Here is a 15,516-nt window from a genome sequence, read left to right as displayed (position 1 = left end):
AGCGCGTCAGTAAGGCTCAGTAGGGGCTTGCATCCATTACCTGTGGAAGATTAGATTGAGCCCATGACACAGGCCCCCGAGACTCCGAAGGCTGCCCCGAGACGGCACGACCGCGAGATCTTCGCACTCGCGCTCCCCGCCTTCGGCGCCCTCGTCGCCGAACCCCTCTTCGTCATGGCCGACAGTGCCATCGTGGGGCACCTCGGCACCCCTCAGCTCGCCGGTCTCGGGGTCGCCGCCGCACTCCTGACGACCGCCGTGAGCGTCTTCGTCTTCCTGGCCTACGCCACCACCGCGGCGGTCGCGCGCCGGGTCGGCGCGGGCGACCTCCAGGCCGCCATCCGGCAGGGCATGGACGGCATCTGGCTCGCCCTGCTGCTCGGCGCCGTGGTGGTTGCGGTCGTCCTGCCCACCGCTCCCTGGCTGATCTCCCTCTTCGGCGCCTCGGACACCGTGGCCCCCTACGCCGTCACCTATCTGCGCATCTCGGCCCTCGGCATCCCGGCCATGCTCATGGTCCTGGCCGCCACCGGCGTGATCCGCGGACTCCAGGACACGCGCACCCCGTTGTACGTGGCCGTCGGTGGCTTCGCCCTCAACGGAGGCCTGAACGTCGCCCTGGTCTACGGAGCCGGGCTCGGCATCGCGGGATCCGCCTGGGGCACGGTCATCGCCCAGTGCGCCATGGCCGCCGCGTACCTGATCGTCGTGGTCCGGGGGGCCCGGCGCCACCACGCCTCCCTGCGGCCGGATGCCGCCGGCATCCGGGCCTGCGCACAAGCCGGTGTGCCCCTCCTGGTGCGGACCCTGTCGCTCCGGGCCGTCCTGATGATCGCGACCGCCGTGGCGGCCCGACTGGGCGACGCCGAGATCGCGGCCCACCAGATCCTGCTGTCCCTGTGGAGCCTGCTCGCCTTCGCGCTGGACGCGATCGCCATCGCCGGGCAGGCCATCATCGGCCGTTACCTGGGCGCGGGGGACACCGAGGGGGCCAAGGCCGTGTGCCGCCGCATGGTGCAGTGGGGCATCGCCTCGGGAGTGGTCCTCGGCATCCTGGTCATCGCGGCGCGACCGCTCTTCGTACCGCTCTTCACCGGTGACGCCACGGTCAAGGACGCCCTGCTGCCCGCCCTGCTGGTCGTCGCCCTCTCACAGCCGGTCTCGGGCATCGTCTTCGTCCTCGACGGAGTCCTGATGGGCGCCGGCGACGGCCGCTACCTGGCCGGAGCCATGGTCGTCACGCTGGCCGTCTTCACCCCGGCCGCCCTGCTCGTCCCGCGCGTCGGCGGGGGCCTCACCACCCTCTGGTGGGCGATGACGCTGATGATGCTGGTCCGGATGGTCACCCTCCAGCTGCGGGCCCGCTCCGGCCGCTGGCTGGTCACGGGCGCCGCGCGCTGACGGCTCCCCATGCCGGGCCTTCCCGGCCGACTCGGGCCTCCCCGCACCGCCGATGTTTCACGTGAAACACTCCGTTTCACGTGAAACAGCGTGTTTCACGTGAAACGTACGCCGCCGCAGGGCGCCCGTGCCGCCTGGAAACGACGAAGGGCCGCACCCCGAGGGGTGCGGCCCTTCGTGCGCGGCACTTAGGCGGCGACGACCTCGACACCAAGGTTCGCGACGACCTCGGCGTGCAGACGCACGGAGACCTGGTACGAACCGAGGGTCTTGATCGGGGACGCCAGCTCAACGCGGCGCTTGTCGACCTTGGGGCCACCGGAAGCCTCGATCGCCGTGGCGATGTCGGCCGGGGTCACGGAGCCGAAGAGGCGGCCGGTGTCACCCGAACGGGTGGCCAGACGCACCTTCACGCCCTCGAGCTTGGCCTTGAACTCGTTGGCCTGCTCGATGGTCGCGATCTCGTGGATCTTGCGGGCGCGGCGGATCTGCGCCACGTCCTTCTCGCCACCCTTGGTCCAGCGGATCGCGAAACCGCGCGGGACCAGGTAGTTGCGAGCGTAGCCGTCCTTGACGTCTACGACGTCGCCGGCCGTTCCGAGGCCAGAGACCTCGTGGGTCAGGATGATCTTCATTATTCGGTCACCCTTTCCTTATCGCGCGGTGGACGTGTAGGGCAGCAGCGCCATCTCACGGCTGTTCTTGACTGCCGTGGCGACGTCACGCTGGTGCTGCGTGCAGTTGCCGGTGACGCGGCGGGCACGGATCTTGCCGCGGTCGGAAATGAACTTCCGCAGCATGTTCGTGTCCTTGTAGTCCACGTACACGGTCTTGTCCTTGCAGAACGCGCAGACCTTCTTCTTAGGCTTGCGCACAGGCGGCTTCGCCATTGTGTCTCTCCTGTGTGATCAAGAAGTGGGGTAGAGCTGCCCTTAGAAGGGCGGCTCGTCCGAGTAGCCACCGCCGCTGGAGCCGCCGGAGCTTCCGCCCCAGCCGCCCCCGCCGCCGCCCTGCTGCGGCTGGCCGCCGGCCGGTGCGCTGGAAGCCCACGGGTCGTCGGAAGGTGCTCCGCCGCCCTGAGGGGCCGCACTGGGGGCTCCGCCCCAGTTGCCACCGCCGCCGCCCTGCTGACCGCCGGCACCGCCGCCGTAGCCGCCCTGGCCGCCGCGACCGGTGGTCTTGGTGACCTTGGCCGTGGCGTTCTTCAGGCTGGGGCCGACTTCCTCGACGTCCAGCTCGTAGACCGTGCGCTTGACACCCTCACGGTCCTCGTAGGACCGCTGGCGCAGCCGGCCCTGAACGACGACACGCATGCCCCGCTGAAGGGACTCCGCGACGTTCTCGGCCGCCTGCCGCCACACCGAGCAGGTCAGGAACAGGCTTTCGCCGTCCTTCCACTCATTGGTCTGGCGGTCGAAGGTGCGGGGGGTGGACGCGACACGGAACTTCGCGACCGCCGCACCCGAGGGGGTGAAGCGCAGCTCGGGGTCGTCGACGAGATTGCCGACGACCGTGATGACGGTCTCGCCTGCCATGGATGAACCTCTCGGCGGGTTTTGCTGGCTGCTTGTGCTACTCGAAATCCCGATTACCGCTGAACTGGGAGGTTCAGTGGGTCTCGGGACGGAGGACCTTGGTCCGGAGGACCGACTCGTTCAGGTTCATCTGTCGGTCGAGCTCCTTGACGACCGCAGGCTCGGCCTGAAGGTCGATGACCGAGTAGATGCCCTCGGGCTTCTTCTTGATCTCGTAAGCGAGACGACGACGGCCCCAGGTGTCGACCTTCTCGACCTTTCCGTTGCCCTCACGGACGACAGAAAGGAAGTTCTCGATCAGCGGGGAGACAGCGCGCTCCTCGAGATCGGGGTCGAGGATGACCATCACTTCGTAGTGACGCATGTGGAACCCACCTCCTTTGGACTCAGCGGCCACGGTCGTTCCGTGGCAGGAGGGTCGTGATGCGTATCGGCACCGCGTCCGAGTGAACGGACACAGGTGCAGACCGTACAGAGTACCTGCTCACCTCCTTCCGGTTGAAATCCGGCACCAGGAGGCCACACTCTGTACCCATCGGGTGTGCTCGGTGCTATGCCCCCGGCTCCGCCGGACGGCAACGCCGCAGCACCGCTCTGCGTCAGCCAGGAGGTGCCTTTCCGATGGCACAGGCAATGCGGCCCCAGTCGTCCATCTCGCTGTTCTCCACCGACGGGAAGCCCCACCCGCTGCAGGACACCCTTGTGGCGGTCACTCTGATCCTCGGCGTCGTGGCGTTCGTCACGGCGTTCTTCCACAACCTGCACCTGCTCAGCTCGTGGACCGGACTGATCGGCATCCTCACCGGCGCCTACGGGCAGTTCATCTCGGCCACGACACGCGAGCGCTTCGCACTGATCGTCGGCCTGGGAGCCGCTGCGGTCGGGTTCTATCTCGCCATGGCACACGGCGGTCTCTTCGGGTAGCCGGGCACCTCCGCGACGGGGCGTCGGCCGACCGCCGGCCCGGACCGGGTCCGTCCCCCAGATGGGTGGCGCCCTTGTCGCAGTAGGCTTCGCGCCATAGCCAGCGAAGCCGCCTAGGAGACGCCCCGCATGAGCCTGTCCCTGAGGACCATCAGCCGAGAGCAGCATCTGGCATACCTCCAGAGCCTGCCCTCGGCGAGCCACTGCCAGGTTCCGGCGTGGGCCGACGTGAAGAACGAGTGGCGTTCGGAGAACCTCGGCTGGTTCGACAACGCCGGTGAACTCGTCGGTGCCGCACTGGTGTTGTACCGGCAGCTGCCCAAGGTCAAGCGCTACCTCGCGTACCTTCCCGAGGGCCCCGTCATCAACTGGTACGCCCCGAATCTCGAGGAATGGCTCCAGCCGATGCTGGCGCACCTCAAGCAGCAGGGCGCCTTCACCGTGAAGATGGGCCCGCCCGTCGTCATCCGCCGCTGGAACTCGACGGCCATCAAGGCCGGCATCCAGGACCCCGACGTCAAGCGCCTGCGCGACGTGGAGGCTTCGGTCATCGAGCCGCGCGCCTTCGAGGTGTCCGACAAGCTGCGCCGCATGGGCTGGCAGCAGGCCGAGGACGGCGGCGCCGGTTTCGGTGACGTCCAGCCGCGCTACGTCTTCCAGGTGCCGCTCGCCGAACGCTCCCTGGACGACGTCCTCAAGGGCTTCAACCAGCTGTGGCGCCGCAACATCAAGAAGGCCGAGAAGGCCGGCGTCGAGGTCGTCCAGGGCGGCTACGAGGACCTGCCCACCTGGCAGCACCTCTACGAGATCACCGCCGAGCGCGACAAGTTCCGCCCGCGTCCCCTCAGCTACTTCCAGCGTCAGTGGACGGCCCTCAACTCCGAGGACCCGAACCGGATGCGGCTGTACATCGCCACGCACGAGGGGGAGCCGCTGGCCGCCGCCACGATGCTCACCGTCGGCCAGCACGTCTGGTATTCCTACGGCGCATCCGCCAACCACAAGCGCGAGGTCCGCCCGTCGAACGCGATGCAGTGGCGCATGCTGCGCGACGCGTACGCACTCGGCGCGAGCGTCTACGACCTGCGCGGCATCAGCGACACCCTGGACGAGAACGACCACCTGTTCGGCCTGATCCAGTTCAAGGTCGGCACGGGCGGCGAGGCCGTCGAGTACGTCGGCGAATGGGACTTCCCGCTCAACAAGATGCTGCACAAGGCGCTGGACATCTACATGTCCCGCCGCTGATCCCCACCCCACTCCCCGCTGCACCGCGCAGTTCTTTTCTAGAGAGGTTCCGGACGGGCATGGCGCTCACGCTCTACGTCGACACCGCGCGCTGGCGTGCGCACCAGAAGCAGATCCAGGATCAGTTCCCCGGACTGATCCCGGTCTGCAAGGGCAATGGCTACGGCTTCGGCCACGAGCGGCTGTGCGAGGAGGCGACCCGCATGGGCGCCGACATCCTGGCCGTGGGGACGACGTACGAGGCCGCCGCAATCAAGGACCTGTTCGGCGGCGACCTGCTGGTCCTGACCCCGTTCCGGCGCGGCGAGGAGCCCGTGCCGCTGCCCGACCGGGTCATCCGCTCGGTGTCCTCGGTGGACGGGGTGCGCGGGCTGGTCGGCGCGCGCGTCGTCATCGAGTGCATGAGCTCGATGCGCCGCCACGGGATCTCCGAACACGACCTGGGCCAGCTGCACGCGGCGATCGAGGACGTACGGCTGGAGGGCTTCGCGCTCCACCTCCCGCTGGACCGCCCCGACGGCTCGGACGCCGTCGAGGAGGTCATCTCGTGGATGGACCGGCTGCGCTCGGCCAGGCTGCCGCTGCACACGATGTTCGTCAGCCACCTGCGGGCCGAGGAGCTGACGCGGCTGCGCCAGCAGTTCCCGCAGACCCGGTTCCGGGCCCGGATCGGTACCCGGCTGTGGCTGGGCGACCACGAGGCGACCCAGTACCGGGGCGCCGTCCTCGACGTCACGCGCGTCGCCAAGGGCGACCGCTTCGGCTACCGCCAGCAGAAGGCCGCCTCGGACGGCTGGCTCGTCGTCGTGGCGGGCGGCACCTCGCACGGGGTGGGCCTGGAGGCTCCCAAGGCCCTGCACGGGGTGATGCCCCGCGCCAAGGGGGTCGCACGGGCGGGGCTGGCCACCGTGAACAGGAACCTGTCCCCGTTCGTGTGGGCGGGCAAGCAGCGCTGGTTCGCGGAGCCCCCGCACATGCAGGTGTCGATCCTCTTCGTGCCGTCGGACGCGACCGAGCCGCGCGTGGGCGACGAGCTGGTCGCCCACCTGCGGCACACCACGACCCAGTTCGACCGGGCGCTCGACGCCTGAGGAGCGGCGGGGCCCCCTAGGGCGTGTTTAAAAGTCCCGCCTGGCCTGCGGCGTCTGGCACCGCACCTCGCCGCGTTGTCGGGGCGCCCGAGTACTCCAGTACACGGGCGCCCCTCCGCCTTGCGATGCACGGCACCAGACGCCGCAGGCGCGCCCTCCGGGCGCCCCGGCGCTACTTTTAAAACACGCCCTAGTCCCGGGGGCTCCCCCACTCGACCACCCGCTGTCCCTCCGAGGGCGTCGCTGCGAGCGGCGCCCTCGTGGCGTGGGTGAGCGTGAAGCGGTCCTCGGCCCCGTCCAGGACGCCGCCCGAGGGGTCGTCCGAGCCGTCCCGGCGCACGACGTCCCGTTCGGGCAGCAGGACGTCCCGGACGATCACGGCGCAGAGGTAGAGCGTGCCGAGCAGATGGGCGGCGATGGCCAGCTGGTAGCCCTCGATGGGCAGCCCCTGGTGCTTCTCGCCGCTGGTCGTGTAGGCGAGGTAGAACCAGATCCCCAGGAAGTACGCGACCTCGCACGCCTGCCAGATGAGGATGTCCCGCCAGCGCGGGCGGGCGAGGGCGGCCAGCGGGATGAGCCACAGCACGTACTGCGGCGAGTAGACCTTGTTGACGAGGATGAAGGCGGCGACGACCAGGAAGACCAGCTGGGCGAAGCGGGGCCGCCGGGGGGCGGTGAGGCCGAGGAGGCCGATGGCCCCGCAGAGCAGCAGGGTCAGGCCGGTCGCGTAGGTGTTGGCGTTCTCCAGGGGGTATCCGGAGCGCTGGGAGATCAGCAGCCACACCGACCCGAAGTCGATCGGCCTCTCCTGGCTGAAGGTGTAGAACTTCGACCAGCCGTCCCAGGCGTAGAGCATCACGGGCAGGTTCACCACGAGCCAGGACGCGACGGCGCCGAGCAGTGCCAGGCCGAAGGCCCGCCACTTGCCGGCGCGCCAGCACAGGACGAACAACGGACCGAGCAGCAGCACGGGGTAGAGCTTGGCGGCGGTGGCCAGGCCGATCAGGACGCCGAAGGCCAGGGCCCGGCCGCGGGACCACATGAGCATCCCGGCGGCGGTCAGCGCGATGGCGAGCAGGTCCCAGTTGATGGTCGCCGTCAGCGCGAAGGCGGGCGCGAGGGCGAAGAGCAGGGCGTCCCAGGGGCGGCGGCGGTGCGTACGGGCGACACAGACCGCGATGACGGCAGCGCAGGCCATCAGCATGCCGGCGTTGACCATCCAGTACATCTGCTCGCGGTGCTGCATGGAGCCGCCCGTGGGCGTGAGCCAGGAGGCGACCTGCATGAAGAGGCCGGTGAGCACGGGGTACTCGAGGTACTGCATATCGCCCGTGAGCCGGTCGAAGTAGGGCGTCAGGCCGTCGGCGAAGCCGCGTACGACGTACAGGTGCGGGATGTCCGAGTAGCACGCGTGGGTGTACTGCGAGCCCGCGCCGCGGAACCACGCCCAGTCGTAACAGGGCAGCTTCTGGACCATGCCGAGCGCGAACATGCCGATCGCGATCAGGGCGATGACGCGCACCGGCCCCAGCCAGTGGCCGCCGAGCCGTGCGTACCTGCCCATCGGGCCGCCGAGCAGCTCGCTGCCGGCCGCTGCGACCTCGTCCTGCTGGGTGGGCAGTACGGGGCGGTCCTCGTGCACCTTCGTCATGCGCTCATCCTGCCGTACGGGGCTGTGCACGCGCCGGGGGCCGCCGCATCGGTATGCGACGGCCCCCGGACGGGTGGGACGGGACGGATCAGCCGGTGTCGGGGTCGGTTTCGGCGCCCGAGGGTCCCCAGATGCTGTTGCCCGGCCGCGTGGGCCTGATCTTGGTGGGAGTGGGCTTCCCGGTGGGCGAACCGCTGGGGTCCGGGTCGCAGTAGAGCTTCCACGGGTTGCAGCTCGGCTTGCCGCCCGCCGTCGGGGAGGGCGAGAGCGTCGGGGACGGCGACACGGTCGGGGACGGGGACACCGTCGGGGAGGGCGAGACGGGCGGGGTGGGCGTGGGGGTCGGAGCGCCCGCGGCGTCCGCCACCACACCGATGTCCTCGGCCTCGGGGAAGTCCTTCTCGGGTGCGCCCTTGAGCGCGTCCTTCATGTACTCGGTCCAGATCACGGCGGGGATGTCACCACCGTGGATGGAGTCGACACCGCCCACCTTGTTCATGGACATCAGCTTCTTGTCGGCCGAGTTCGGGTCGGTGCGGAACAGGGTGACGGCGGTCGACAGCTGCGGGGTGTAGCCGACGAACCAGGCCGACTTGTTCTGGTCGGTGGTGCCGGTCTTGCCCGCGGCGGGGCGGCCCAGCTTCTTGGCCTTGGTGCCGGTGCCGTTCTCCACGACGTTGCGCAGGACCTTGGTGATGTTGTCCGCGATGGAGTTGTCCATGGCCCGCTGGGCCTTGGGGGCCTGGAAGCCGGGCAGCTCCGTACCGTTCTTGAGCACCTTGGTGACCGAGAAGGGCTCGTGGTGGGTACCGGAGTCGGCGAAGGTGCCGTAGGCGTCGGCCATGCGGATGGCAGAGGGGGTGGAGGTACCGAGGGCGAACGACGCGTTGTCGGTCGGGTCCATCGACTCCTTGAGGATGCCGGAGGCCTGGGCCACTGCGCGCACCTTGTCGTGGCCGACGTCGAAGACGAGCTGGGCGAACGGCGTGTTGATGGACTTCTCCATCGCCTCGTTGAGGGTCACGTAGCCGTACTGGGTGGGGCTCTCGTTCTTCTGCTTGAAGGGCTTGCCGTCGGCGGAGCGCAGCGGCTTGCCCTCACGGTTGTTGATGACCGCCAGGTCGTTGCCGTTGTACTTGCTGTCGACGGAGAGGCCCTCGCCGTGCGAGTTCTGGGTGCCGTACTCGAGCGCCGCGGCCAGGACGAACGGCTTCCAGGTGGAGCCGACCGGGACGCCGATGGTGTTGGCGTTGTTGGTGAAGTGCTTCTTGTCCCAGCCGGGCCCTCCGTAGAGGGCGACGACGGCACCGGTCTTCACGTCCACCGAGGCCGCGCCGAACTGCACGAAGGTGTCGTAGTCGGGCCGCGCCTTCTCGTCCAGGAAGCCGTTGCGGGTGTCCTCGACCGCCTTGACCAGCGCGTCCACCTTGGGCTTCTGGAAGGTAGTGGTGATCTGGTAGCCGCCGAGGGCCATCTGTTCGGCGGTGATGCCCTGGGCCTTCATCACGTACTGCTTGGCCGTCTCGACCAGGTAGCCGGTCTGGCCGCCGAGCGAACGGGCCTGTGCGGAGTCGACCAGCTTGGGGAACTCGCGGTACTTGTCCCGTTCGGCCTGGTCCATCCGGCCCACGGCGACCTCACGGTCGAGCACCCACGCCCAGCGGGCCATCGCGCGCTTGGTGTTGGCCTCGGGCGTGGCCGCGGAGCCGATGCCGCCGTCCGGGTTGTAGAGGTTGGGGCCCTTGAGGACCGAGGCGAGGAACGCGCTTTCGGAGGGGGTCAGCTTGTCGCAGTCCTTGTCGAAGTACGCGCGCGACGCGGCCTGGATGCCATAGGCGTCCCGGCCGTAGTACGCCGTGTTCAGGTAGCCCGCGAGGATCGTGTCCTTCTCCGTGGTCACACCCAGCTTGATCGAGATGAACAGCTCCGTGACCTTCCGCTTCAGCGTCTGGTCGGAGTCCAGGAAGGTGTTCTTCACGTACTGCTGGGTGATGGTCGAGCCACCCTGGGTGGAGCCGCCCTTCGCCATGTTGACCACGGCCCGGGCGATGCCCATCGGGTCGACGCCCTTGTCCGTCTCGAAGGACTCGTTCTCCGCCGCGATCACGGCGTTCCGCATCGACCGCGGGATCGTGTCGATGGGCACGATCTGCCGGTTGGTCGAACCACCGGTCGCGACCATCTGGCTGCCGTCGGCCCAGTAGAAGACGTTGTTCTGGGCCTTGGCGGCCTTGTTCGCGTCAGGGGTGCCCACCATCGCGATGCCGATGCCCGACCCGGCCGTGACGATGGCGAAGAAGCCGAGGGCCGTGCCACCGACCAGCTTCCAGGAGGGCAGGAAGCGCTGCCAGCCCTCCCGGTCGGACCGCGGATAGTTGATCAGCCGCTTGTCCTTGCGGCCCGGCCCCTTGCCGCCGCGGCCGACGCCGGCTCCCCGGGCGCCCTGGCGGGCTCCGGCACGGCTGTCGTGGACCGGCTGTCCCGCGTACGGGCCCGCGGGCGATGCGGTGGGGGCGTCGCGCCCGGGCATGGCGCCCCGGCCGGGCCGCTGCTGGGCGGCCCTTCGGGCCGCAGCGCGCCCACCACCTTGTTGCTGCGGCGGTTTGCGGCGGTGCTCGCTCATCGAACGACTACTCCTCGGGCAGGCGAGTGGCCTGGAAGCGGCAGGCGTGTTCCGGATTCCCCCGGCGCACAGACTACGCACGCTCAAAACCTCACCACTGCCGAAGTTCACCCCAAATCAGGCAACTTGCCTCCCACGAATTGATGATGTGACGCCGGTCACCACGCCTCCCCTTGTCGTAACGGGCCGCCCGTTCTATCGTCTGGATGTATCGAGTCGATACATCAGCTCGGCATAAAGACTCAGGGGCGAGGAGGAAGCAGGCGGATGAGCCGGCGATCGGGCATTCTCGAGTTCGCTGTCCTCGGCCTGCTCCGCGAGTCCCCCATGCACGGCTATGAGCTGCGCAAACGGCTCAATACCTCGCTGGGGGTGTTCCGGGCGTTCAGCTACGGGACGCTCTATCCCTGCCTCAAGACGCTCGTCGCCAACGGGTGGTTGATCGAAGAACCGGGCAATGCCCTGGAAGACGCGCTCGCCGCTTCACTCGCAGGGCGCCGCGCCAAGATCGTCTACCGGTTGACGGCGGAGGGGAAGGAGCACTTCGAGGAGCTGCTCTCCCACACCGGCCCCGATACCTGGGAGGACGAGTCCTTCGCCGCCCGCTTCGCGTTCTTCGGTCAGACCGAACGGGACGTGCGCATGCGGGTGCTGGAGGGCCGCCGCAGCCGGCTGGAGGAGCGCCTGGAGAAGATGCGCACCTCCCTCGCCCGTACGCGGGAGCGCCTCGACGACTACACGCTTGAGCTGCAGCGGCACGGTATGGAATCAGTGGAGCGCGAAGTGCGCTGGCTGAACGAGCTGATCGAGAGCGAGCGGGCGGGCCGGGATCGCAGACGATCCGACCCGTCCGGTGAAAGTGAAAAGTGAGGCCCTGCATTCGCAGGCCTCGTCCGAGAACAAACAGGGAGCAACCGGAATGGGTTCGGTTCGCGTAGCCATCGTCGGCGTAGGCAACTGCGCCGCCTCGCTGGTGCAGGGCGTCGAGTACTACAAGGACGCCGACCCGGCGGCCAAGGTCCCCGGCCTGATGCACGTCCAGTTCGGCGACTACCACGTCCGCGACGTCGAGTTCGTTGCCGCCTTCGACGTTGACGCGAAGAAGGTCGGCCTCGACCTTTCGGACGCCATCGGCGCCAGCGAGAACAACACGATCAAGATCTGCGACGTCCCCAGCAAGGGCGTGACCGTTCAGCGCGGCCACACCCTGGACGGCCTGGGCAAGTACTACCGGATGACGATCGAGGAGTCCGCCGAGGCGCCGGTCGACATCGTCCAGGTCCTCAAGGACAAGCAGGTCGACGTTCTGGTCTGCTACCTGCCCGTCGGTTCCGAGGCCGCCGCGAAGTTCTACGCGCAGTGCGCCATCGACGCCAAGGTCGCGTTCGTCAACGCCCTTCCGGTCTTCATCGCCGGCACCAAGGAGTGGGCGGACAAGTTCACCGAGGCGGGCGTCCCGATCGTCGGTGACGACATCAAGTCGCAGGTCGGTGCCACCATCACGCACCGCGTGATGGCGAAGCTGTTCGAAGACCGCGGTGTCCGCCTCGAGCGCACGATGCAGCTCAACGTGGGCGGCAACATGGACTTCAAGAACATGCTCGAGCGGGACCGCCTCGAGTCCAAGAAGATCTCGAAGACGCAGGCCGTCACCTCGCAGATCCCCGACCGCGAGCTGGGCGAGAAGAACGTCCACATCGGTCCGTCGGACTACGTCGCGTGGCTCGACGACCGCAAGTGGGCCTACGTCCGCCTCGAGGGTCGCGCCTTCGGTGACGTTCCGCTGAACCTCGAGTACAAGCTCGAGGTGTGGGACTCCCCGAACTCCGCCGGTGTCATCATCGACGCCGTGCGCGCCGCGAAGATCGCCAAGGACCGCGGCATCGGTGGCCCGATCCTGTCGGCTTCGAGCTACTTCATGAAGTCCCCGCCGGTGCAGTACTTCGACGACGAGGCCTACGCGAACGTCGAGAAGTTCATCAAGGGCGAGGTCGAGCGCTAGGCAGGACACAGCGCGATGCGCCAGGAGCCACCGGCACTTGGACGTCGACTGTTCTTCCGCGGAGGGTCCCCAGGCAATGTGCCCGGGGACCCTCCGCGTATGTGACCCTTGCCCACATGCCTGTCGTAGGTGATCTGCGCGTACTGCTGCGCCTGAGGGATTTCCGGAATCTGCTCGCCGTGCGGCTGTTGTCCCAGGCTGCCGACGGCGTCTACCAGGTCGCGCTCGCCACCTACGTGGTGTTCTCCCCCGAGAAGCAGGCCTCGCCCGCGGCCATCGCCTCCGCCATGGCCGTCCTGCTGCTGCCCTACTCGGCCATCGGACCCTTCGCCGGAGTGCTGCTGGACCGCTGGCCCCGCCGTCAGGTCTTCCTCTACGGCAACCTGCTGCGGGCCTTCCTCGCCTGCATCACCGGGATGCTGATCGTCGCGCAGGTGCCCGACTGGCTGTTCTACGCCTCCGCGCTCTCGGTGACGGCCGTCAACCGCTTCGTCCTGGCCGGGCTCTCGGCCTCGCTGCCGCGGGTCGTCGGCGCCGACCAGCTGGTGACCGCCAACGCCCTCTCACCGACCGCCGGTACCCTCGCGGCCACCCTCGGCGGGGGCCTGGCCTTCCTGGTACGCCTGCTCGCCGCCGAGTCCAACGCGGTCGTCGTGCTCCTCGGCGCCGCGCTCTACCTGTGCGCGGCGCTCGTCTCGCTACGGCTGGACATCCGTCTCCTCGGCCCCGACCTGACCCCGGTGCACCGGCAGCCGACGGTGACTCAGGGCGTGCTCCTGACGGCGCGCGGCATGGTCCAGGGGTTGCGCCACCTGTACGAGCGCCGGGACGCCGCCCGGGCGCTCACCGCCATGACCCTGATGCGTTTCTGCTACGGCGCGCTGACGGTGACCCTGCTGACCCTCTGCCGTTACGCGTGGTCGGACAGCGAGTCGGACGGCCTCGCCCTGCTGGGGGTGGCCGTCGGGGTATCCGGCGCCGGGTTCTTCACCGCTGCCGTCATCACACCCTGGGGGGTGGGGCGGCTCGGGACCAGGGGCTGGATCATGCTCTGCGCGGCGATAGCGGCCGTGCTGGTACCGGGCCTCGGCCTGTTCTTCGCGCCCGGACCGATGCTGGCGGCGGCCTTCGTGCTGGGCACGGCCACCCAGGGGGCGAAGATCGCCACCGACACGGTGGTGCAGTCCCGGGCCGACGACGCGTTCAGGGGCCGGATCTTCTCCGTCTACGACGTGCTCTTCAACGTCGCCTTCGTCGGTGCGGCCGCCGCGGCCTCGCTCATCCTGCCGCTCGACGGGAAGTCCGTCCCCCTGATTTTGGGCGTCGCCGCGCTCTACGCGGTGACCGCCGCCCTGCTGATCCGGCGGGAGCCGGACCCTTCAGAGGCGATGTTTCACGTGAAACATCGCCCCTGAACGACCGCTGGAATGCCCGCGCTCCGCCCGCGACGTTTCACGTGAAACATCGGGCTGCGGTGCTCAGTTCTCGGCGGCCCACCACTCCTTGAGCGCCGCGACGGCCGCTTCCCGCTCCATCGGGCCGTTCTCCAGCCGCAGCTCCAGCAGGAAGGCGTAAGCCTTCCCGATCACCGGGCCGGGTCCGACGTCGAGCACCCGCATGATCTCGTTGCCGTCGAGGTCGGGACGGATCGAGTCCAGCTCCTCCTGCTCCTGGAGCTGTGCGATCCGCGCCTCCAGGCCGTCGTAGGCGTGGGAGAGGGCGTTGGCCTTGCGCTTGTTGCGCGTGGTGCAGTCGGAGCGGGTCAGCTTGTGCAGCCGCGACAGCAGCGGCCCCGCGTCCCGCACGTACCGGCGGACCGCCGAGTCCGTCCACTCGCCCGCCCCGTAGCCGTGGAAGCGCAGGTGCAGCTCCACCAGCCGGGAGACGTCCTTCACCATGTCGTTGGAGTACTTGAGCGCCGTCATGCGCTTCTTGGTCATCTTGGCACCCACCATCTCGTGGTGGTGGAAGGAGACCCGGCCGTCGCTCTCGAAGCGGCGGGTCCGGGGCTTGCCGATGTCGTGGAGCAGCGCGGCCAGCCTCAGCACCAGGTCGGGGCCGTCCTCCTCCAGGTCGATCGCCTGCTCCAACACGATCAGGGAGTGGTCGTAGACGTCCTTGTGCCGGTGGTGCTCATCGCTCTCCAAGCGCAGCGCGGGCAGCTCGGGCAGCACCTGGTCGGCCAGGCCCGTTTCCACCAGCAGAGCCAGCCCCTGGCGGGGCCGGTCCGACAGCAGCAGCTTGTTCAGCTCCGCCTGCACCCGCTCGGCCGAGACGATCTCGATCCGGTCGGACATCGCCTTCATCGCGGCGACGACCTCGGGGGCGACCTCGAAGTCCAGCTGCGCGGCGAAACGGGCGGCCCGCATCATGCGCAGCGGGTCGTCGGAGAAGGAGTCCTCGGGCGTGCCGGGGGTCCGCAGCACGCGGGCCTCCAGATCCTCCAGGCCGCCGTGCGGATCGATGAACCGCTGCTGCGGGAGGGCCAGGGCCATCGCGTTGACCGTGAAGTCCCGGCGGACCAGGTCCTGCTCGATGGAGTCGCCGTAGGACACCTCGGGCTTGCGCGAGGTGCGGTCGTAGGCCTCGGACCGGTAGGTGGTCACCTCGATCTGGAAGCCGCCCTTGTGCGCTCCGACCGTGCCGAAGGCGATGCCGACGTCCCAGACGGAGTCGGCCCACGGCCGGACGATCTTCAGTACGTCCTCGGGGCGGGCATCGGTGGTGAAGTCGAGGTCGTTGCCGAGGCGCCCGAGCAGCGCGTCACGAACGGACCCGCCGACCAGCGCCAGGCTGAAGCCCGCCTCCTGGAAACGGCGGCCGAGATCATCGGCGACAGGGGCGACCCGCAGCAGTTCACTGACCGCGCGGTGCTGCACCTGACTCAGGGCACTGGGGTTGTCTTCGTTGGCGTTCGGCACAACTGAAAAGGGTACGTGCCCCGCCCGGCGGGAGCTTCCTTCTTTACGGGCACCCCGGCACAGCGCGGCCGGCCGGCGGACCCGATCATGTGGAGCAAGGCGCGGCACTCGCGCACAGCG

At 68.9% G+C, this 15,516-nt stretch carries 14 protein-coding genes; 7 read left to right on the top strand and 7 right to left on the bottom strand.

Going from position 1 to position 15,516, the window contains the following annotated elements:
- The first annotated feature begins 63 nt into the window (after positions 1–63).
- Entirely contained in the window at positions 64–1,401 is a 1,338-nt protein-coding gene (locus tag AC0693_RS23285) for an MATE family efflux transporter (protein WP_478802755.1), read from the top strand.
- Positions 1,402–1,589: 188 nt separating this feature from the next.
- On the opposite strand, the gene rplI is transcribed toward AC0693_RS23285, so the two are convergent.
- From rplI to rpsF, 4 genes are all read right to left on the bottom strand, one after another.
- The gene (gene rplI, locus AC0693_RS23280) at positions 1,590–2,036 is read right to left on the bottom strand and encodes a 50S ribosomal protein L9 (protein WP_355408771.1); all 447 of its coding nucleotides are present in this window, start codon (positions 2,034–2,036) and stop codon (positions 1,590–1,592) included.
- 18 nt (positions 2,037–2,054) lie between these two features.
- On the bottom strand, positions 2,055–2,291 hold the full coding sequence (gene rpsR / locus AC0693_RS23275; protein ID WP_003956534.1) for a 30S ribosomal protein S18: 237 nt from the start codon (positions 2,289–2,291) through the stop codon (positions 2,055–2,057).
- A 42-nt stretch (positions 2,292–2,333) separates the two neighbouring features.
- A complete protein-coding gene (locus AC0693_RS23270; protein WP_356403217.1) occupies positions 2,334–2,936 on the bottom strand; it encodes a single-stranded DNA-binding protein in 603 nt (200 codons plus the stop codon).
- Positions 2,937–3,009: 73 nt separating this feature from the next.
- Entirely contained in the window at positions 3,010–3,300 is a 291-nt protein-coding gene (gene rpsF / locus AC0693_RS23265; RefSeq protein ID WP_004950685.1) for a 30S ribosomal protein S6, read from the bottom strand.
- Between the two features lie 257 nt (positions 3,301–3,557).
- Here rpsF and AC0693_RS23260 point away from each other — a divergent pair, with 257 nt between their 5' ends.
- The 3 genes from AC0693_RS23260 (at position 3,558) to AC0693_RS23250 (ending at position 6,199) form a co-directional block, all read left to right on the top strand.
- Positions 3,558–3,860: a hypothetical protein gene (locus AC0693_RS23260; protein WP_356403214.1), complete on the top strand. Its 303-nt coding sequence runs from the start codon at positions 3,558–3,560 to the stop codon at positions 3,858–3,860.
- Between the two features lie 129 nt (positions 3,861–3,989).
- Positions 3,990–5,108: a lipid II:glycine glycyltransferase FemX gene (locus AC0693_RS23255; RefSeq protein WP_356403211.1), complete on the top strand. Its 1,119-nt coding sequence runs from the start codon at positions 3,990–3,992 to the stop codon at positions 5,106–5,108.
- Between the two features lie 59 nt (positions 5,109–5,167).
- Positions 5,168–6,199 (top strand): alanine racemase, encoded by a 1,032-nt coding sequence (locus AC0693_RS23250; protein ID WP_356403208.1) that lies wholly within the window; start codon positions 5,168–5,170, stop codon positions 6,197–6,199.
- Between the two features lie 190 nt (positions 6,200–6,389).
- On the opposite strand, the gene AC0693_RS23245 is transcribed toward AC0693_RS23250, so the two are convergent.
- Positions 6,390–7,850 (bottom strand): glycosyltransferase family 87 protein, encoded by a 1,461-nt coding sequence (locus AC0693_RS23245; RefSeq protein ID WP_356403205.1) that lies wholly within the window; start codon positions 7,848–7,850, stop codon positions 6,390–6,392.
- Between the two features lie 88 nt (positions 7,851–7,938).
- Entirely contained in the window at positions 7,939–10,473 is a 2,535-nt protein-coding gene (locus AC0693_RS23240; protein WP_478802754.1) for a transglycosylase domain-containing protein, read from the bottom strand.
- Between the two features lie 267 nt (positions 10,474–10,740).
- Here AC0693_RS23240 and AC0693_RS23235 point away from each other — a divergent pair, with 267 nt between their 5' ends.
- The 3 genes from AC0693_RS23235 to AC0693_RS23225 all read left to right on the top strand — a co-directional run bounded on the left by AC0693_RS23235 (position 10,741) and on the right by AC0693_RS23225 (position 13,890).
- Entirely contained in the window at positions 10,741–11,343 is a 603-nt protein-coding gene (locus AC0693_RS23235; RefSeq protein WP_469315971.1) for a PadR family transcriptional regulator, read from the top strand.
- Between the two features lie 49 nt (positions 11,344–11,392).
- On the top strand, positions 11,393–12,475 hold the full coding sequence (locus AC0693_RS23230; protein WP_356403196.1) for an inositol-3-phosphate synthase: 1,083 nt from the start codon (positions 11,393–11,395) through the stop codon (positions 12,473–12,475).
- A 116-nt stretch (positions 12,476–12,591) separates the two neighbouring features.
- Positions 12,592–13,890: an MFS transporter gene (locus AC0693_RS23225; RefSeq protein ID WP_478802753.1), complete on the top strand. Its 1,299-nt coding sequence runs from the start codon at positions 12,592–12,594 to the stop codon at positions 13,888–13,890.
- Between the two features lie 63 nt (positions 13,891–13,953).
- On the opposite strand, the gene AC0693_RS23220 is transcribed toward AC0693_RS23225, so the two are convergent.
- On the bottom strand, positions 13,954–15,396 hold the full coding sequence (locus AC0693_RS23220) for a CCA tRNA nucleotidyltransferase (RefSeq protein WP_356403190.1): 1,443 nt from the start codon (positions 15,394–15,396) through the stop codon (positions 13,954–13,956).
- Between the last annotated feature and the right edge of the window lie 120 nt (positions 15,397–15,516).

The sequence above is a fragment of the Streptomyces sp. NPDC043876 genome (genome assembly GCF_056435825.1).
Note: the sequence above shows the minus strand (reverse complement) of the source record. Positions and strands in the feature narration are given on the sequence as shown.